The sequence below is a fragment of the Hylemonella sp. P2_B10 genome (genome assembly GCF_056404875.1).
The window spans coordinates 1062477-1080409 of record NZ_JBFUDE010000003.1; the positions used below are offsets into that span (position 1 = coordinate 1062477).

Below are 17933 nucleotides of genomic sequence, written 5' to 3' on the forward strand. Positions count from 1 at the left end.
CGCACCATGTTCCTGTCTGATTTCAGCATCAAGCGCCCGATCGCCACCATCGTCATCATCATCGGCTTGATGGCGCTGGGACTGCTGGCCCTGAACAAGCTGCGCGTCAACCAGATCCCCGACGTCGAGCAGCCGGTGATGGTGGTCAACGTGCCCTACCCCGGCGCCTCGCCCGAGACGGTGGAGCGTGAAATCATCAACCGGGTGGAAAAGGCGCTGCAAAGCATCACCGGTGTCTACCAGATCCGCTCCACTGCCAACAACGGCAGCGCGCAGATCGTCATCATCTTCAACTTCCGCAAGAACATGGTGGAGGCGTCGGACGAAATCCGCAACGCCATCGCCTCGGTGCGCTACAAGCTGCCGGTGGAAATGCGCGAGCCGGTGCTGCAGCGCATCGACCCGGCTGCCCAGCCCATCATGCAGCTGGCGCTGTCGTCCACCGCGCTCACCCACGCCGAGATCTCGCGCCTGGCCGAGGACGACCTGTCCGACAAATTCCGCAGCGTAGACGGCGTGGCGGTGGTCAGCGTCAACGGTTCGTTGCGGCGCGAGCTGAGCGTGCTGCTGCGCGCCGAGAAGCTGCGCGAGTACAACATTTCGGTCAGTGACGTGGTCAACGCGCTGCGCGCCCAAAACACCACGGCCCCCGTGGGCCGCGTCATCGGCACGCTGGAAGAACAAAGCATACGGCTGATAGGCCGCATCGAGTCGCCGGCTGACTTCACCAAGGTGGTGCTCAAGCGCAACGGCAACCAGGTGGTGCGCCTGGGTGACGTCGCGACCTCGCAGGACGGTTTTGGCGAGCTGACCAGTTTCTCGGTGCGCAACGGCAACCCCAATGTGGGCATTTCCGTCACCCGGGCGCGTGATGCGTCAACGGTGTCGGTGGCCAACAAGGTGCGCAAGATGGTCGAGGACATCAACAAAACCCTGCCCAAGGGCACCAAGCTGGAAGTCACGCAGGACGGCGGCAAGGACGCGCAGAACAGCCTGAACAACGTCATCGACTCCCTGGTCCTCGGCGCCGGGCTGACCATCTTCGTGGTCTACGTGTTCCTCAATTCCTGGCGCTCCACGCTGATCACCGCCACCAGCCTGCCCACGTCGGTCATCGCCGCCTTCATCGCCGTCTGGCTGTGCGGCTTCACGCTGAACTTCATGACGCTGCTGGCGCTGTCCTTGGCCATCGGTGTGCTGATTGACGACGCCATCGTGGTGCGCGAGAACATCGTGCGCCACATGGAACGCGGCGAGGACCGCCGCACCGCCGCCATGAACGGCACGGCCGAGATCGGCCTGGCCGTGGCCGCCACCACCTTCTCCATCATCGCCGTGTTCATCCCGGTGGCCTTCATGCAGGGCGGCGCTGGCGAGTGGTTCCGGCCGTTCGCGCTGACAGTGGCGGCCTCGGTGCTGGTCAGCTTGGGCATCTCGTTCACGCTGGACCCCATGCTGTCGGCCTTCTGGGGCGATCCCCCGGGCCACCACGCGGCGGTGAAGACCGGCATCAGCCTGTACTTGCAGCGCTTCAACCACTGGTTTGACCACCAGGCCGACCGCTACGGCAACGTCATCGCCTGGGCGCTGCACCACCGCAAGTGGATGTCGGCCATCGCGTTTGCCAGCTTCGTTGGCGCGCTGGTGCTGCATGGCACGTTCGGCGGCTCCAGCTTCCTGCCGGTGTCGGACGTCGGCACCATCGCCATCGACATCCGCACGCCGTCGAGCACCAGCCTGGAATACACGCGGCTGAAGATCGAGGCCTCTGCCGTGTTGGCGCGCACACTGCCCGAGACCAAGGCCACCAACAGCACCGTGAACGCCGGCGGCGGCCGCGTCTATGTGGACATCGGCAAGAGCACCGAGCGCAAGCGCTCGGGCATCCAGATCGCCGCCGAGCTGCGCAAGAAGCTGCAGACCCTGGTGGGCGCCGAGTACGTGGTGCTGGACGACCTGACCAACGGCGCCAGAAAGCCGGTGCAGGTGCAGTTCTCCGGCCCCGACGCGCGCCGCCTGCTGGCGCTGACCGGTGACTTCATGGACAAGCTGCGCAAGGTGCCGGGCGCGGTGGATGTGGGCCTGTCCGAACAAGACCCGAAGGACGAACTGCAGATCGAACTGAACCGCGGCCTGGCCAACAACCTGGGCATTTCGGTGGGCGACACCGCCAACGCGCTGCGCGTGGCGTTTGCGGGCGTGGAAGTGGGCGACTGGGTGGACCCCACAGGCGAGTCGCGCGATGTCGCGGTGCGCCTGCACCCCGACGACCGTGTGGACGCCAAGAACATCGAGCGCTTGCCGATCGCGGTGGGCAACACCGGCATGATGGTGCCGCTGGATCAGATCGCCACCATCACCATGGGCAAGGGCCCGGCGCAGATTCAGCACATGGACGGCAAGCGCACCATCACGGTGTCGGCCAACGCCCAGGGGCGCTCGTCGGGTGAGATCACCTCCGACGCCATGAAGCTGGCCAAGTCCATGGACTTCCCGCCCGGCTATGAGGTGGTGCTGGGCGGCGCCAGCCGCGACCAGAAGGAACTGTTCAGCGAGATGTTCATTGCGCTGATCATGGGCATCGGCCTGATGTACCTGATCCTGGTGATGCAGTTCGGCTCATTCACGGCGCCGATCGCGGTGATGCTGTCGCTGCCCTTGAGCCTGATCGGCGTTGTGGTGGCCCTGCTGCTCACCGGTGGCACGTTGAACCTGATGAGCTTCATCGGCATCATCATGCTGATGGGGCTGGTGGCCAAGAACGCCATCCTGCTGCTGGACCGCGCCCGCGGCCTGGAGGCCGAGGGCATGGACCGCGAGGACGCGCTGATGGACGCGGGTCGCCAGCGGCTGCGCCCCATCCTGATGACCACCTTCGCGCTGATCGCCGGCATGATGCCGGTGGCCATCGGCATGGGCGAGGGCGGCGAGTTCTACCGCCCGCTGGCCATCGCCATCATCGGCGGCACCATCACCTCCACCGTGCTGACGCTGCTGGTGGTACCCACCTTCTACGACAGCATCGAGATCGCGCACGACCGCATGCTGGCCAAGTTCCACCGCCGCAGCGAGCGCTGGAACTTTGCCGTCGGCTTCGTGCTGACCTTCATCGAGGCCATTCTGGCGCTGACCTTCGTGCGCTTCATCTACCGGCTGGTCATGCGGCTGTTCAGGCGCGGCAAGCCCACCGACGTGGTGAAGGTGGCGCTGGGCGTGCCGCCTCTGACGCGCTGACAACGCGCGGCGACCTCCGCTTGGCGTACCATGGCGCCATAACAATCAAGGGGGTTGCCATGCGCGGTTTTCGTGACGTGCGTTTTTTGGCAGGGGCCGCATCGCTGGCCTGTTGCCTGTGTGCTGCTGTTGGCATCGCGCATGCCGCCGATCCGCCAGTCGCTGCTGCCTCGGCGCCGGCCAGGCCGGTGCCGCCACCGTGGCGCCAGGCCATTCCTGTGGTGACGTTGATCGGGGCTGATGTGCAGACCGGCGCCACCGCGCTGGCGGTGCCGGCCCACCTGGTGTTGCGCGTGGCCGAGTTGGGGCGTTTGCCGCAATGGGTGCCCGGCGCCGCCGAGTGCGTGTTCGATGCCGATGCCTGGGCCAACCTGTCGTCCGAGCGGGTGCAGTTGCGCCTGCGCGCGCTGCGCTGCTTCGACGCTTTGGGCAAGGAGGTGGTCAGCCGCTCCGTCAACGGTTTTGCGGTCGACAAGGACAGCCGTGCCGGCATCAAGAGCCCTGTGGCCTGGAGCCCCACCGCCAAGGACTTGCTGCTGCTGGGCGTCGGCGCCCAGGCGCGCTCCAGCGGTGGCCTGGGCGGGTTCATGAGTTCTGCGTTGGGCCGCGCCTCGTTCGGCCTGACCGACAGCCTGCTGCGCGAAGACGACAGCAACAAGGGTCCCAGTGCGGACGCCGTGCGCGAGCTGCGCAGCATGGACACGCTGTTGCCCACGCTGGGGCTGGAGCCGGGGCGCGAATTTGCTGTGGTGCTGCAGGAAGCGCCGGCGCCGGCCACGCCCACGGCCAAGTGAAGCGTGGCGGGAATTGCCGGACAACTGACAAAGTGTTGAGAACAGAGCTTCGCTGCGCGAAGGTCTGTCCCGCAAAGTTTCAGGATTGCCGCGTGCGGCCCAGGCGCAGCAGCCCGGTGGACAGCGTGGTGCCGGCCACGATGACCAGGCCGCAGCCCACCATCCATGGCGTCACCGTCTCATGGAGCAGCACGGTGCCATACAGCACCGCGAACAGCGGCACCACGAAGGTCACGGCCAGTGCGCGGGCCGGCCCGGCGCGCTCTATCAGGCGGAAATACAGCACATAGGCCACACCGGTGCACAGCACGCCCAAGGCCAGCAAGGCCAGCCAGGCGGTGCTGCTGGGCGTCTTGGCCGGCCACAGCCACCAGGCCGGCAGCGCCAGGCCCAGCATGGCGCCGATCTGGCTGCCGGTGGCCGTCACCAGCGAGGGCAGGCCGGTCAGGTAGCGCTTGGTGAAGCTGGCCGCGATGCCATAGCACAGGCAGGCCAGCAGGCAGGCCAACACGGCCCAGCCGGTGGTCACGCCCGAGGCATCGGGCTTGAAGCTGGCCTTGTTCCAGGCCAATGCCGCCACGCCCACGAAGCCTATGGCCAGGCCCAGGATGCGCGAGCCATTGGGCCGGTCGTTCAGCCAGGCCCAGGCGATCACGGCGCCAAACAGCGGCACGGTGGCGTTCAGGATGGCCGACAGCCCGGTGCTGATGGACAGCAGCGCGAAGGCAAAGCAGGCGAACGGGATGCCCGAGTTCAGCACGCCGATGAAGAAGGTGGCCTTCCAGTGCTGGCGCAGTTGCCCGCTCAAGCCCCGCCCCAGCAGCAAGGGCAGCAGGAACAGCGTGGCAATGGTGACGCGCACGCCGGCCGTGGGCACGGCGCCAAATTCCACCGCGCCCAGGCGCATGAACAAAAAGGACGAGCCCCAGATGGCGGCCAGCAGCACAAAGTCGATCAGCCACGGCGGGGCAGCGGGTTTCTTCAAGGTCAAAGCGCGCCTTCCAATTGCAACAGCGCTGATTTTCGCTGCAAGCCGCCGGCGTAGCCGGTCAGCGAGCCATCACTGCCCAGCACGCGGTGGCAGGGCACCACGATGCTCAAGGGATTGCGGCCCACCGCCGCGCCCACCGCCCGCACCGCGCGCGGCTTGCCCAGGCCCTGGCTGAGGGCACCGTAGCTGGTGGTGCCGCCAGCCGGTATGCCCAGCAGGGCCTGCCACACCGATTGCTGAAAGGAGGTGCCGCGCGACAGGTCCAGCGGCAGCTCAAAACGCTGGCGTTTGCCGGTGAAGTAGTCGTTCAGTTGCTCGCCGGCCTGCAGCAGCAAAGGGTGGTCGGATGCGGGCAGCCAGCCGGTCATGTCGGGCAGGTAGCGCTGGTTGTGGAACCAGATGCCGATCAGCCCGCGCGGGCTGGCCGCCAGGATGATGTCGCCCAGCGGGCTGGTCACGGTGGTGGTGACGATGGTGTGCATGGTGTTCTCTCCAAAACGTTTCAGCGCTTCAATTCGGGTTCGCTGGTTGGCTCACTTGGGTGAGCCGGGTGCTAGCGTGGCCCAGGCGCGCACCACGGCATAGCTGCGCCAGGGCTTGCAGACCTGTGACTTGGCCTCGGCCTCGCGTGCTGGATGCTTGCTGCCCTGCACCCCCATGGCCTTGTGCAGCGCCACGTCGCCAGCCGGGAAGGCGTCCGGCCAGCGCAGCGCCCGCATGGCGATGTACTGGGCCGTCCAGTCGCCAATGCCGGGCAGTTCTTTCAGGGCGGTCAGCGTGGCGTTCAGGTCGGCCCCCGGTTCCAGCCGCAGCCGCTGCTCGGCCACCGCCTGGGCGATCGCCACGATGGCGGCCTGGCGCTGCTTGACGATGCCCAGTTGGCCCAAGGCATCGCCGCTGGCCTGGGCCAGCACCTCGGGTGCCGGGAACAGCCGGTTCAGCTCCGGCACCGGCGTTTCCAAGGGCTCGCCAAAGCGCGCCACCATGCGCTGCGCCAGTGTGCGCGCTGCCGCCACGGTGATCTGCTGGCCCAACACGGCGCGCACCGCCAACTCATAACCGTCCATGGTGCCAGGCACGCGCAGGCCGCTGCCGTTGGGGAACAGCGGGTCCAGCACGGCGTTGATGGCCAGCGGGTCGGCGTCCAGGTCCAGCGTGGCGCGCAGCCGGTTGGTGACCAGCGGCAGCACGTCCAGCAGGCTGTCTGCCAATTGCACCTCGACCTGCAGGCGTTCCTCGTTGAAGCGGCCCAGCAGCCAGCCGGTGTAGGTCTTGCCCGCATGCGTCAGCCGCAGCGTGCGGCCGAAGCGAGGCCCGGGGGGCTCCAGCAGCAGGCATTCCACGCCCACCAGTTGTCGTGCATGCAGAAAGTTCAGCATGGCCGCCACATCGTAGGGCGGCCGGTAGCCGGCCCGCATGGTGATGCCCGGCGTGCCGGCACGCGCCTGCCCGCCGGCGGTGCTGTTGCGCCGCAGCTGCGTCGGGTTCAAACCATAGTGCTGCGCAAAGGCAGCGTTGAAGCGGCGCAGGCTGGCAAAGCCGGCCACATGGGCCACCTGGGTGACGGCCAGGTCGGTGTCGGTCAGCAACTGCTTGGCCGTCAGCAGCCGGCGGGTCTGCAGGTATTGCAGCGGCGATACGCCGAACTCGGTCTCGAAGATGCGCCGCACATGGCGGTCGCTGACGCCCAGCCGCTGGGCCAGCAGCGTCAGCGAGGGCGCGCTGTCCGGCCAGTGCTCCGGCGCGTCCAGCAGCGCCGCCGCCTGGCGCGCCAGGATGGCCGAGGCGTCGGTGGACGACCAGGCCGCGCCGGCGGCGCCGCTGCCCAGCGTGGGCGAGCGCGGCGCCAGCTCCGGCCGGCAGCGCAGGCAGGGGCGAAAGCCGGCGGTTTCGGCCTGGGCGGCGAACTGGAAGAAGCGGCAGTTTTCGCGCTTGGGCGTCTTCACCCGGCACACCGGCCGGCAATAGATGCCGGTGGAGGTGACGCCGGTGAAAAAATGGCCGTCGAAGCGGGCGTCCTTGGATTTAAGGGCGCTGTAGCAGGCATCGTCGGCGGGGCGGGCGGTGGTGTCCATGGGGGAAATGATACGCGGCCATCCGGTTCAGACTCGCCGTTTTCGGACATGTCCCCCGGTCTCGATCCTCAGGATGCGCACCCTACAATCGGCCAACCCTTTCAACCCCCTTTTGCAAGGCTGACTTCATGCAATTGACCCCGGCCATCTTCAAAGCCTATGACATCCGCGGCGTGGTGCCGAGCACGCTGAATGCCGACGTTGCCCGCGCCCTGGGCAAGGCCTTCGGCACCCGGGCGCTGGCCGAGGGCGAGACCAGCGTGGCGGTGGGCCGTGACGGCCGCCTGAGCGGCCCCGACCTGAGCACCGCGCTGGTGGAGGGTCTGGTGGCGGCCGGCGTGGACGTGATCGACGTTGGCAAGGTCACCACCCCCATGCTGTACTTTGCTGCCAACACGCTGTGCACCAGCGGCATCCAGGTCACCGGCAGCCACAACCCCAAGGATTACAACGGCTTCAAGATGGTGATGGGTGGGCGCGCCATCTATGGCGACGAGATCCAGGCGCTGCGCCGCATGATGACGGACGAGAACTGGACGCTGAAAGCCGGCGGCCGGGTGCGCAATGTGAATGTTTACGCCCCCTACCGCGACCGCATCGTCAGCGACATCAAGCTCAAGCGCCCCATGAAGGTCGTCATCGACTCCGGCAACGGCATTGCCGGCGCCTCGGCGCCAGCCATCTTCCGCGCGCTGGGCTGCGAGGTGACCGAGCTGTTCAGCGACGTCGATGGCAACTTCCCCAACCACCACCCCGACCCCAGCAAGCCCGAGAACCTGCGCGACCTGATCGCTGCGCTGAAAGCCGGCGACGCTGAGCTGGGCCTGGCCTTTGACGGCGATGGCGACCGCCTGGGCATCATCACCAAGGACGGCGTCAACATCTACCCGGACCGCCAGATGATGCTGTTCGCCCGCGACGTGCTGTCGCGCGTGCCCGGTGGCACCATCGTCTACGACGTCAAGTGCTCGCAGCAATTGGCGCCGGAAATCACGGCGGCCGGCGGCACGCCGCTGATGTTCAAGACCGGGCACTCGCTGATCAAGACCAAGATGAAGGAGATCGCCTCGCCGCTGGGTGGCGAGATGAGCGGCCACATCTTCTTCAAGGAGCGCTGGTTTGGCTTCGATGACGGCACCTACGCCGGTTGCCGGCTGCTGGAAATCCTCAGCGCCTCTGCAGACCCCAGCGCCGTGCTGAACGCCTTGCCCACCAGTTTCTCCACGCCGGAACTCAATGTCGCCTGCGCCGAAGGCGAGACCCACGCGCTGGTGGACAAGATGGTGGCGCTGGCCAATTTCCCGGCACCGGCCGTGCTCAACACCATCGACGGCCTGCGGGTGGACTGGCCGGACGGCTTTGGGTTGATCCGCTCGTCCAACACCACGCCGGTGCTGGTGCTGCGCTTCGAGGGCCAGACGGAAGGCGCGCTGCACCGCATCCAGGATGCCATGCTGGCGCTGCTGCGCTCGGTCAAGCCGGATGCGGCTTTCCAAGAGGCAGCGCATTGAGGACGCAGTGAGAATACTGGTCGTCAAGCTGTCGTCGTTGGGCGATGTGGTCCACACGATGCCGGCTGTGCAGGACCTGCGCCGCGCGCTGCCGCAGGCGCGCATCGATTGGGTGGTGGAACGCGCCTTTGCGCCGCTGGTGCGGCGCTGCGTGGGGGTGGAGCGCGTCATCGAATGCGAACTGCGCCGCTGGCGCAAAAGTCCCTTGTCTGCCGACACGCGCACCGCCTGGCGCGCCTTCACCAACGAGTTGCAGGAACAGGCCTACGACGCCGTGCTGGACCTGCAGGGCCTGACCAAGTCTGCGTTGGTGGCGTGGCTAGCGCGCCTGGCCCCGGGTGGCCAGCGCTATGCCATGGCCAACCGCACCGATGGCTCGGGGTACGAGGCACCCACCCGCTGGGTGGCCGACGTGGCGGTGGCGCTGCCGCCGCACATCCACGCTGTACGCCGGGGGCGCGAACTGTGCGCCCGTGCGCTGGCCTACGCCGTGCCGGATGAAGAACGCTATGGCTTGACCGGGCAGCACGTGCAGCCCACGCAGCCTACGGTGGCCTTTGTGCACGGCACCTCACGCGCCGACAAGGAATGGCCGCTGGCGCACTGGTTGCAGTTGGGCCAACGCCTGAACGACAGCGGCTATGCCGTCGCCCTGGCTCACGGCAGCGATGCCGAGCAGCGGCGCAGCGAGCAGATCGCCGCCGGGCTGCAGCAAGCCCAGGTGTGGCCGCGCCTGGCGCTGGATGCGTTGACGGACCGGCTGGCCGCTTGCGCCGGCGTGGTGGGCGTGGACAGCGGGCTGAGTCACATTGCCGTGGCGCTGGACCTGCCGCATGTGCAGATCTACAACTTCGACACCGCCTGGCGTACCGGCCCGGTGCCGGCCGCGACCGGTGTGGCGCGCCAGTGCAGCGTATTTGCGCAGCCCAGCCCCACCGTGGACGCGGTATGGCAGGCGTGGCAGCAGGTGGGTGTTGTCCCGCAGGCTGGGATTGCCCCCATATGATGCTGGCCCTGTATTCGCTGCTGATGGGCCTGGCCCAGCCGCTGCTGCGCCGCAAGCTGGCGCGCCGCGCGCGCGCCGAGCCGCGCTATGCGCACGCGGTCGATGAGCGCTTTGGCCGCTACGCCGGCGCGTCGGCCACGGGCAGCGAACGCTACATCTGGGTGCACGCGGTATCGCTGGGTGAAACGCGGGCCGCCGCCGTGCTGCTGGCGCACTTGCGCGAGCAGTTGCCCGGCATGCGCCTGCTGCTGACGCATGGCACCGCCACCGGCTGGGAAGAGGGCACCAAGCTGCTGCGCGACGGCGACGTGCAGACCTGGCAGCCGTGGGACACGCCGGCTGCCACCTGTCGTTTCCTCGCGCATTTCAAGCCGGTGTTGGGTGTGCTGATGGAAACCGAGATCTGGCCCAACCTGGTGGCGCAGTGCCGGCGGATGGGCGTGCCGCTGGTGCTGGCCAATGCGCGCATGAGCGAGGCGTCGATGCACAGCGCCCAACGCCTGGCCTGGTTGTCACGGCCGGCCTATCGGAGTTTGAGCCTGGTGCTGGCGCAGTCAGAGGACGATGCCCGGCGCCTGCAAGCCCTGGGTGCCCAGGTGCAGGGCGTGGTGGGCAATTTGAAGTTCGACGCCCGGCCCGACCCGGCTCAGGTGCAGGCAGGCCGCAGCCTGCGGCAAAGCCTGGGGCCGCGCCCGGTGGTGATGCTGGCGGTGTCGCGCGAGGGCGAGGAGGCGCTGTTCCTGCAGGCCGTGCGCGCCTTGGGTGACGCCGGCCAGGCGGTGCAATGGCTGCTGGTGCCGCGCCATCCGCAACGCTTTGACGAGGTGGCGGCACTGGCGCTGGCCGCGGGCTTCAGCCTGTCGCGTCGCAGCCAATGGGCGCAGCGACCGGACGCCGCCGAGCTGTGGCTGGGTGACACGCTGGGTGAGATGACGTTCTATTACAGCCTGAGCGACGTGGCCTTGCTGGGTGGCAGCTTTGAGCCGCTGGGTGGCCAGAACCTGATCGAGGCGACGGCCTGTGCCTGCCCGGTGGTGATGGGGCCGCACACCTTCAACTTTGCCGAGGCGGCTGCACTGGCGCAGCAGGCGCAGGCGGCCCTTCGGATGCAAGACATGCGCGCCGGCGTCCAGGCGGCTCTGGACCTGCTGGCTGATGCGCCGCGCTTGCAGGCCATGCGGGCGAATGCCCAAGCCTTTTCTGCCGCGCACGGCGGTGCGGCCGACAAGACCGCCCGCACTGTGGCAACGCTATTTACTTGATCAACAACGCGTTGATGCCTTGCAGGTCAGCCGCGGTCAGCGAGCCGGAAGCCTGGCGCAGCCGCAGGTCACCGATCAGCACGGCGTAGCGGGCCTGGGCCAGGTCACGCTTGGTCTGGTAGAGCTGGCTTTGCGAGTTCAGCACATCGATGTTGATGCGCACGCCCACCTGGTAGCCCAGCTTGTTGGCGTCCAGCGCGCTTTGGCTGGAGGTCTCGGCGGCTTCCAGCGCCTTCACCTGGCCCTGGCCCGACAGCACGCCCAGGTAGGCGGTGCGGGTGGCCAGGCTGACAGAACGGCGGGCATTGTCCAGGTCGCTGCGGGCCTTGTCTTCCAGCGAAATGGTTTCGCGTATGCGGTTTTGCACCGCGAAGCCGGCGAACAAGGGCAGGTTGAAGTTCAGGCCGATGCTGGCACCGCCGCTGTGCAGGTTGTAGGGGCCGCTGGTGCTGGGGCCGGGGGTGTAGGTGGACGAATAGCCGGCCGTCAGGTCCAGCGTGGGCTTGTGCCCGTCCCGGGCCTTGTCGGTCTCCAGCTTGGCCACGTCCAGGCCCAGCTGTGCGATCTTGACCTGGGGATGCGTCTCTTCAGAGCGCTTCACCCACACGCCCATGTCGGTGGGGACCACCGGCGGCAGCATCACGGGCGCTGCCAGGGGCTTCGGCGCGGTGTCGTTCTTGCCGACCAGCTGGTCCAGCGTGATCTTCTTCACGCGCAGGTCGTTTTCGGTCGCGATTTCCTGCGCGATCACCAGGTCATAGCGGGCCTGGGCTTCGCGTGTGTCGGTGATGGTGGAGGTGCCGACTTCGAAGTTGCGCTTGGCCGAGGCCAGTTGCTCGGCCACGGCGGCCTTTTGCGCGCGCACGAAGGTCAGGCTGTCCTGCGCACCCAGCACGTCGAAATAGGCCTGGCTGACACGCACCACCAGGTCCTGTTCGGCCAGGCTCAGCGTTTCGCGGGCGATGTCCATGGACCGCTTGGCCTGCTCCCAGGCCTTGACGTTGGCGGGGCGGTACAGCGGTTGCGAGGCGCCCAGGGTGGTGGTGGCGGTGTTGTACGTCACATCGCCCGAGCCGGCGGCGGTGGCCGGTGCGCCACTGCTGGTGGCGGAGATGCGCTGGGCATTCACGGTCAGGCTGGCGGCGGGCAGCAGGCCGGCCTTGGCCTGCTCGGCACGCGCCAGGTTGGCGTCGTACTGCGATTTGGCGGATTGGAAGACGGCATCGAACCCGCGGGCCGATTCGTACAGCTCCACCAGGCTCTGGGCGCGCACCGGCGCGGCAAAGGCCAGGCCCAGGGCGAGGGACAGAGGGAGCAGGCGCTTGATGTGGTTAGGAGTCATGTCGTTGTGCTCGTCGTGTGAAGGTTGTTCTTGGTGGTGACAGTCTGTGCAAGTAGCGAGAATGAGCGGCAAGGGTCAGTATTGCGGAACGCGCGGGTCCAGCTCTTCGGACCACGCCTGGATGCCGCCGGCGATGTTGGCCACCCGCTCATAGCCCCGGCTTTGCAGGAAAGCGGCCACCCGCATGCTGCGCGCGCCATGATGACACAGGCAGGCCACCGGTTGGCCGGTCTGCAGCTCGTCCAGGCGCGAGGGGATGTCGCCCATGGGAATGGTCAGCAGCCGAAAGCCGTCGGCCTGCACGCTGGCGGCCTGCAACTCGGCCGGCTCGCGCACGTCCAGCACCACTGGTTCGCCGTGCCGGCTCATGCCGGCCAGCCATTGGGACAACTCGCTGGGGCGTATCTGGTCGATCATCGGTGGTCAGAAACTGAAGCGCGAGGGCTCGGGGAAATTCACCAGCCGCTGGGCCACGGTGTCCCAGGGTTGGGCGGTGCGGAATTGGGTGTCGTCCACGCGGGTCACGATGGTGGCGCGCATGGTGGGCTCCTCGCCCACGATGGTGGCCAGGCGGCCGCCCACCTTCAGGTGGGTCAGCAGCGTCACCGGCACTTCGGCCACCGAGCCGCTGAGGAGAATGACGTCAAAGGGGCCTTCCACCGGCACACCCTTGGCGCCGTCAGCCTGGCGCACGTCAGCATTGTGCACGCCGGCCTTTTGCAGGTTGGCGCGGGCCATCTGGGCCAATTCGTCATGGATTTCCAGTGAGATCACGCGCTGCGCGCTGTGCGCCAGCAGGGCCGCCATGAAGCCGGAGCCGGCACCCACTTCCAGCACCTTCTCGTGCTTTTGTACCGCCAGGTCCTGCAGCAGGCGGGCTTCCACGCGCGGGGCCAGCATGCACTGGCCGCAGGGCAGCGGCACCTCCAGGTCGGCGAAGGCCAGCGCCTTGTGCGCGGCGGGCACGAAGTCCTCACGGCGCACCACCGACAGCAGGTGCAGCACGTTAGCATCCAGCACATCCCAGGGGCGGATCTGCTGTTCGATCATGTTGAAGCGTGCTTGTTCGATATTCATGTCATCCACTCCACTACCTACTTCACCGCGCACTCGCGGCGATCCAGGGGGATTCTACCGGGGGTCCCCCGTTGGCCCAACGCGGCCATCCCCCATTCATGACGCAAATCCTGCGCTCCGTCGCATACCACCCGGGTTTGGCCCCGGCGGCCTGGCCCGTCACGCCGCGTTGGTGGTGCCGGGACGCACGCACAGCCCGTTCAGGATGTTGTCCACCTGCGCCTGTATATAGGCCAGCGGGTCGAGTTCCTTGCCGCCCGGCGCGCATATGCCCAGCGAATGCTGCCAGGTGGTCAGGAACAGCATGGGCGCCAGCACCAGGTAAACACCTTGCTCCAGGTCCACGACGCGGAATTCGCCCCGTTCCATGCCGCGTTGCAGGATGCGCTGTATCAGCAAGTGGCCGGGCTCTATCACCTCTTGTCGGTAAAAGGCCGCCAGCTCGGGGAAATTGGCCGCCTCGCCCAGCATCAGCTTGCTGATGCCGGCCGCCTTGGTGGCGCCCACGCGCTCCCACCACACCGTCATGCAGTAGCGCAGCAGTTCGGCGGTGGTACCGGGGTAGTTCTGCAGCTCGTTGCTCCAGTCCGGGTAGCGGGCGCTGATGTTCTCGCGCACCACCGCCTTGAACAGTTCTTCCTTGGAGGCAAAATACAGAAACAGCGTGCCCTTGGACACGCCGGCCCGCTTGGCCACTTCCTCAGCACGCGTGGCGGCATAGCCCTTCTCGACAAACAGCTCCAGCGCCGCGTTCAGCAGTTCGCCCGGCCGCGCCTCCTTGCGCCGCTCGCGCTTGGCAGCCGCCTGGGCCGAGGCGCCGCAGATCAGTTTAGATAGCACCATCTCTTAATGACCAATAGGTTAGTAAGTGTAGCTTTGTTGGGTGGCTTTCGTCAAACTTCCCTTTTCGTTGACGTGGCGGCACTGGGTGTGCGGTGCGGGGCTCGGAAGAAAAGTTCGCCGGTGTGGCAGCGCCGCCCAACAAAGTGGGTGAGGGGAGGGGTGCGCGCCAGCGCTTCTTCGTTGACCAAGCCGCCGCGTTGCGGAGTTCCGCCAACGCCAATGACGGCACGAACGACAGCATACCCGTGCCACGACACTTGTTTACTTGCCGCGCGTAAGATTGGCGCCCTGACGAGCGACCAACCCTGTTTGACTGGAGAGCAGACCATGACACAAACCATCACCCTGGGCGGCGGTTGCTTTTGGTGCACCGAGGCGGTGTACGTGCGCGTGCGCGGCGTGACCGACGTGGAAAGCGGGTACAGCAACGGCCATGCAGCCCGGCCCAGCTATGAGCAGGTGTGCACTGGCGACACCGGCTACAACGAGGTGGTGAAGCTGGAATTTGACGAGAGCCAGATCAGCCTGCGCGAGATTCTGGAAATCTTCTTTGTCATCCACGATCCGACCAGCCTGAACCGGCAGGGCAATGACGTGGGTACACAGTACCGTAGCGGCATCTATTTTTCCTCGCCCGAGCAGGAGCAGGTGGCGCGCGAGGTCATCGCCGAGATGGCGCGCGACAAGCAGTTCACCAAACCCGTCGTCACCGAGGTGCTGCCGCTGGCCAACTATTGGCCGGCCGAGGACTACCACCAGGACTATTTCGAGCGCAACCCCAACCAGGGCTACTGCGCCTTTGTTGTCGGCCCCAAGGTGGAGAAATTCCGCAAGACCTTCTCGTCCAAGCTGAAGAGCTGATGGCAGGCGCGGTAGCCCGGGGTTGACCAGATACCAGGACAAAAGGAAGCACCGCCGCCATGCTCGCCAGCCGCGACCTGCGCTACCAGCACGCTGACCAGGGTACGGCGTTGGCGTTTGCCGATGTGGACCTGCAGGCGCGCGGCGTGCTGCTGCTCGGCGGCGCGGCCGGCAGCGGCAAGTCCACCTGGCTGGCGCTGGCGGGCGGGCTGCTCGCGCCCACGGCCGGGCAGGTGACGGTGGCTGGCATTCAGCCAACGAGCCTGTCGCCGGCCGAGCGCAGTGCCTGGCGCCTGCGCACAACAGGCCTGCTGCCGCAGGCGGCGCCACTGCACCCGGCGCTGACGGCGCGGGCCAACCTGGCTTTGCCGTTCTTTGCCATGGGCGTGCGGGAAGACCGCTGGGCCATCAGCCATGTGATGACCGCGCTGCAGATAGAAGCCTGGGCCAAGGCGACGACCGCCAGTCTGCCGCCGGCGCGCGCGCGCCGCGTGGCGGTGGGGCGTGCCTTGTTGCTGGAGCCGCCCTTGCTGCTGCTCGACGAGCCGGTGGCCGGCTTGGCGCCGGATGAGGCGCAGGCCTTGCTGCAGGCGCTGCAGAGTTGGGTGGCCGGCAAGGGCAGCACGCTGGTGATGGCGGCGCGCGATATCGCACCCCTGCAAGCGGTGTTCACCGACGCGCAGACCCTGCAGATGCCAGCGCTGGCGCCCCTGGCCGCGCAGGAGGCGGTCACATGAGGCTGCTGTTGCTGTCCCTGCGCAGCCTGCGCGCCCGACCTGCCGGTGCCCTGCTGGCGGTGCTGTTGCTGGCCGCCGCGCTGGCCTGCGCCGTGCTGGCGGTGCTGGGCCACCAGCAGTTGCGCCAGGCCTTCGCGCGCGACCGCGCCGGCGTGGACAACGTGCTGGGCGCGCCAGGCGACGCCACCGCGCTGGTGATGGGTAGCCTGTTCCAGCTGGAGGTGCCACCGGGCAGCATGCCCATGGCACAGGTGCATGCACTGCGCCAGCAGGCCGGGGTGGGCCCCGTGCTGCCGCTGGCGCTGGGCGACAATTTTCGTGGCTACCGCATCGTGGGTGCCACACCGGACTACCTCAGCCACTATGGCGCCACCTTCGCCGATGGCCAGGCCTGGCGGCGCACCTTGCAGACCGTGGTGGGTGCAGAGGTGGCGCGCGCCACCGGCATCCAGGTCAACAACACCTTCATCGTCACCCATGGGCTGGAAACCGCAGGCACCGACAAGCACAAGCAGGCGCCGCTGCGGGTCATCGGTGTCTTGGCCCCGTGCGGCTGCGTGTTGGACCGGCTGATCATCACGCCGTTGGAATCGGTCTGGTACCTGCATGACGACAGCATGACAGCAGACGATTCGGAAAAGGATGGCCGGCAGGATGCCCACCGCAGCATTACCGCCGTGCTGCTGCCGGGTGCCACGCCACCCGCGCTGGCTGCGTGGGCGCAACAGGCCGGCCTGCAACTGGCGCCGGTGCGGCCAGCGCTAACGCAATGGCAACTCGGGCTGCGCCAGATCAGCCTGTGGCTGCACGTTGTAGCCGGGGTGTTGCTGTTGCTGGGCGCTGCCGTTTGTGCGCTGACGCTGAGCGCCGGTGTGCGTGGCGTAGACAGCGCCTACGCGCTGCTCGACCTGCTCGGCGCCAGCCCGGGCCGACGCGTCGCGCTGGTGCTGTGCCAGGTGGTGCTGCTGGCGCTGCTGGCCTGCTTGTTGGGTTTGGCCGGCGGCCATGCCGCCACCCATTGGCTCGGTCAGGCCTGGCAGGCCCAACTGCCGGTGCGTCTGAATGGCCTGGTGTGGCAGCAGGCCGAATGGCTGGGTCTGGCCGCGATACTGGGCGTGGCCTTGCTGGCCGCCGCGTGGCCGGCACGCCAGGCGGCGCGCGCCAGCGCGCTGGCACTGCTGCTGCCCCGGCCTTGATGCAGGCCGTCTGGTCGTCCCTGTTGCCGGTGGTGGCGTTGATCGCGCTGGGTTGTGGCATCGGGTGGCTGGGTTGGCTAGGGCCGGCGGCCACCCAGAAGCTGTCCAAGCTGGTGTTCCTGGTGCTGACCCCCGCACTGCTGTTTCGCACCATGAGCACGGTGCAACTGGGGCAATTGCAATTGCGCCCGGTGGCGGCCTATTTCCTTGGCGCCGGGCTGCTGTTCCTGGGCATCCTGGCCGTGTGGGGGCTGAACCGGCGCGCCACCATCCTGGCGCTGGCCAGCACCTACAGCAACCTGGTGATGATCGGCATTCCGCTGGTGGGCCTGGCCTATGGCCAGGCTGGCTTGGTGACGCTGTTCACGCTGATCTCGTTGCACGCGCTGGTGTTGTTGACGCTGGCCACCGTGGCGCTGGAACTGGCCGTGGCGCGCGAGCAGGTGCAACTGGGTGGCGCCGCTTCGCGCCACCCACTGGCCTCGGTGGGGTTGGCGGTGCGCAATGCGTTGATTCACCCGGTGCCGCTGCCCATCATCGCCGGGCTGCTGTTCGCGCACCTGGGCGGGCAACTGCCTGCCTGGGTGGACCAGCCGTTGCAGTGGCTGGGCCTGGCCTTCGGCCCGCTGGCGCTGCTGCTGGTGGGCCTGACGCTGGCCCATACCCGCATCGCCGGCCAGTGGCGTGCCGCGCTGAGCCTGGCGCTGGCCAAGAACCTGCTGTTGCCCGCGCTGGTGCTGGCCTTGGGCCGGCTGCTTGGCCTGTCGCCAGCGGCGCTGACGGTGATGGTGGTGGCGGCCGCGCTGCCCATAGGCGCCAACGTGTTCCTGTTCTCGCAGCGTTATGGCGTGGCCCAGCAGCTGACCACCGCCAGCGTGGCCGTCTCCAATGTGCTGGGCCTGGCCACGTTGTCGCTGGTGATGGGCCTGCTCAGCTGGCTGTATGGTTAGCGACGACTTCGCGCCGTGCGGGTAGGATGCACGGCAACTAGCATGGGGCTTGCC

General features: G+C 67.6%; 16 protein-coding genes. 9 read left to right on the top strand and 7 right to left on the bottom strand.

Annotated elements, in window-relative coordinates:
- Positions 1–6: 6 nt before the first annotated feature.
- Both AC1DX2_RS17295 and AC1DX2_RS17300 read left to right on the top strand, forming a co-directional pair.
- Positions 7–3234, top strand: a complete 3228-nt coding sequence (locus AC1DX2_RS17295; protein ID WP_477197588.1) for an efflux RND transporter permease subunit — start codon at positions 7–9, stop codon at positions 3232–3234.
- A gap of 59 nt (positions 3235–3293) precedes the next feature.
- Positions 3294–4028, top strand: a complete 735-nt coding sequence (locus tag AC1DX2_RS17300; protein WP_477197589.1) for a TraB/TrbI/VirB10 family type IV secretion system protein — start codon at positions 3294–3296, stop codon at positions 4026–4028.
- Between the two features lie 79 nt (positions 4029–4107).
- Here the strand turns inward: AC1DX2_RS17300 and AC1DX2_RS17305 are convergent, their stop codons facing one another.
- Genes AC1DX2_RS17305 through AC1DX2_RS17315 form a run of 3 tightly spaced genes read right to left on the bottom strand, consistent with a single transcriptional unit; the run spans position 4108 to position 7094 of the window.
- Complete coding sequence (locus AC1DX2_RS17305) at positions 4108–5013, bottom strand: DMT family transporter (protein WP_477197590.1); 906 nt, start codon at positions 5011–5013, stop codon at positions 4108–4110.
- A gap of 2 nt (positions 5014–5015) precedes the next feature.
- Complete coding sequence (locus AC1DX2_RS17310) at positions 5016–5501, bottom strand: methylated-DNA--[protein]-cysteine S-methyltransferase (RefSeq protein ID WP_477197591.1); 486 nt, start codon at positions 5499–5501, stop codon at positions 5016–5018.
- 51 nt (positions 5502–5552) lie between these two features.
- Entirely contained in the window at positions 5553–7094 is a 1542-nt protein-coding gene (locus AC1DX2_RS17315) for an Ada metal-binding domain-containing protein (RefSeq protein ID WP_477197592.1), read from the bottom strand.
- A gap of 128 nt (positions 7095–7222) precedes the next feature.
- Here AC1DX2_RS17315 and AC1DX2_RS17320 point away from each other — a divergent pair, with 128 nt between their 5' ends.
- Genes AC1DX2_RS17320 through AC1DX2_RS17330 form a run of 3 tightly spaced genes read left to right on the top strand, consistent with a single transcriptional unit; the run spans position 7223 to position 10873 of the window.
- Positions 7223–8605 carry a phosphomannomutase/phosphoglucomutase gene (locus AC1DX2_RS17320; RefSeq protein ID WP_477197593.1) on the top strand — a complete coding sequence of 461 codons (1383 nt, stop codon included), beginning with the start codon at positions 7223–7225 and terminating at the stop codon, positions 8603–8605.
- Positions 8606–8612: 7 nt separating this feature from the next.
- On the top strand, positions 8613–9611 hold the full coding sequence (gene waaC / locus AC1DX2_RS17325; RefSeq protein ID WP_477197594.1) for a lipopolysaccharide heptosyltransferase I: 999 nt from the start codon (positions 8613–8615) through the stop codon (positions 9609–9611).
- On the top strand, positions 9608–10873 hold the full coding sequence (locus AC1DX2_RS17330) for a 3-deoxy-D-manno-octulosonic acid transferase (RefSeq protein WP_477197595.1): 1266 nt from the start codon (positions 9608–9610) through the stop codon (positions 10871–10873). The genes waaC and AC1DX2_RS17330 overlap by 4 nt, the downstream gene beginning before the upstream one ends.
- On the opposite strand, the gene AC1DX2_RS17335 is transcribed toward AC1DX2_RS17330, so the two are convergent.
- The 4 genes from AC1DX2_RS17335 to AC1DX2_RS17350 all read right to left on the bottom strand — a co-directional run bounded on the left by AC1DX2_RS17335 (position 10866) and on the right by AC1DX2_RS17350 (position 14135).
- Positions 10866–12215, bottom strand: coding sequence for a TolC family outer membrane protein (locus AC1DX2_RS17335; RefSeq protein ID WP_477197596.1), 1350 nt, complete (start codon positions 12213–12215; stop codon positions 10866–10868). The genes AC1DX2_RS17330 and AC1DX2_RS17335 overlap by 8 nt on opposite strands.
- A 75-nt stretch (positions 12216–12290) precedes the next feature.
- On the bottom strand, positions 12291–12632 hold the full coding sequence (locus tag AC1DX2_RS17340) for a rhodanese-like domain-containing protein (RefSeq protein ID WP_477197597.1): 342 nt from the start codon (positions 12630–12632) through the stop codon (positions 12291–12293).
- 6 nt (positions 12633–12638) lie between these two features.
- On the bottom strand, positions 12639–13292 hold the full coding sequence (locus AC1DX2_RS17345; RefSeq protein WP_477197598.1) for a protein-L-isoaspartate O-methyltransferase family protein: 654 nt from the start codon (positions 13290–13292) through the stop codon (positions 12639–12641).
- Positions 13293–13451: 159 nt separating this feature from the next.
- The gene (locus AC1DX2_RS17350) at positions 13452–14135 is read right to left on the bottom strand and encodes a TetR/AcrR family transcriptional regulator (protein ID WP_477197599.1); all 684 of its coding nucleotides are present in this window, start codon (positions 14133–14135) and stop codon (positions 13452–13454) included.
- Between the two features lie 327 nt (positions 14136–14462).
- On the opposite strand from AC1DX2_RS17350, the gene msrA reads away from it, so the two are divergent.
- Genes msrA through AC1DX2_RS17370 form a run of 4 tightly spaced genes read left to right on the top strand, consistent with a single transcriptional unit; the run spans position 14463 to position 17879 of the window.
- On the top strand, positions 14463–14996 hold the full coding sequence (gene msrA / locus AC1DX2_RS17355) for a peptide-methionine (S)-S-oxide reductase MsrA (RefSeq protein WP_477197600.1): 534 nt from the start codon (positions 14463–14465) through the stop codon (positions 14994–14996).
- A 59-nt stretch (positions 14997–15055) separates the two neighbouring features.
- On the top strand, positions 15056–15733 hold the full coding sequence (locus tag AC1DX2_RS17360; protein WP_477197601.1) for an ATP-binding cassette domain-containing protein: 678 nt from the start codon (positions 15056–15058) through the stop codon (positions 15731–15733).
- Positions 15730–16929: an FtsX-like permease family protein gene (locus AC1DX2_RS17365; protein WP_477197602.1), complete on the top strand. Its 1200-nt coding sequence runs from the start codon at positions 15730–15732 to the stop codon at positions 16927–16929. Before AC1DX2_RS17360 ends, AC1DX2_RS17365 begins: the two co-directional genes overlap by 4 nt.
- Positions 16929–17879: an AEC family transporter gene (locus tag AC1DX2_RS17370; protein WP_477197719.1), complete on the top strand. Its 951-nt coding sequence runs from the start codon at positions 16929–16931 to the stop codon at positions 17877–17879. The genes AC1DX2_RS17365 and AC1DX2_RS17370 overlap by 1 nt, the downstream gene beginning before the upstream one ends.
- The last annotated feature ends 54 nt before the right edge of the window (positions 17880–17933 follow it).

Coding starts and splice junctions, on each gene's coding strand:
- AC1DX2_RS17360 (WP_477197601.1), top strand. CDS start 15,056: ATGCTCGCCAGCCGCGACCTGCGCTACCAGCACGCTGACCAGGGTACG.
- AC1DX2_RS17340 (WP_477197597.1), bottom strand. CDS start 12,632: ATGATCGACCAGATACGCCCCAGCGAGTTGTCCCAATGGCTGGCCGGC.
- AC1DX2_RS17330 (WP_477197595.1), top strand. CDS start 9,608: ATGATGCTGGCCCTGTATTCGCTGCTGATGGGCCTGGCCCAGCCGCTG.
- AC1DX2_RS17295 (WP_477197588.1), top strand. CDS start 7: ATGTTCCTGTCTGATTTCAGCATCAAGCGCCCGATCGCCACCATCGTC.
- AC1DX2_RS17320 (WP_477197593.1), top strand. CDS start 7,223: ATGCAATTGACCCCGGCCATCTTCAAAGCCTATGACATCCGCGGCGTG.
- AC1DX2_RS17350 (WP_477197599.1), bottom strand. CDS start 14,135: ATGGTGCTATCTAAACTGATCTGCGGCGCCTCGGCCCAGGCGGCTGCC.
- AC1DX2_RS17300 (WP_477197589.1), top strand. CDS start 3,294: ATGCGCGGTTTTCGTGACGTGCGTTTTTTGGCAGGGGCCGCATCGCTG.
- msrA (WP_477197600.1), top strand. CDS start 14,463: ATGACACAAACCATCACCCTGGGCGGCGGTTGCTTTTGGTGCACCGAG.
- AC1DX2_RS17315 (WP_477197592.1), bottom strand. CDS start 7,094: ATGGACACCACCGCCCGCCCCGCCGACGATGCCTGCTACAGCGCCCTT.
- AC1DX2_RS17365 (WP_477197602.1), top strand. CDS start 15,730: ATGAGGCTGCTGTTGCTGTCCCTGCGCAGCCTGCGCGCCCGACCTGCC.
- AC1DX2_RS17335 (WP_477197596.1), bottom strand. CDS start 12,215: ATGACTCCTAACCACATCAAGCGCCTGCTCCCTCTGTCCCTCGCCCTG.
- AC1DX2_RS17370 (WP_477197719.1), top strand. CDS start 16,929: ATGCAGGCCGTCTGGTCGTCCCTGTTGCCGGTGGTGGCGTTGATCGCG.
- AC1DX2_RS17310 (WP_477197591.1), bottom strand. CDS start 5,501: ATGCACACCATCGTCACCACCACCGTGACCAGCCCGCTGGGCGACATC.
- AC1DX2_RS17345 (WP_477197598.1), bottom strand. CDS start 13,292: ATGAATATCGAACAAGCACGCTTCAACATGATCGAACAGCAGATCCGC.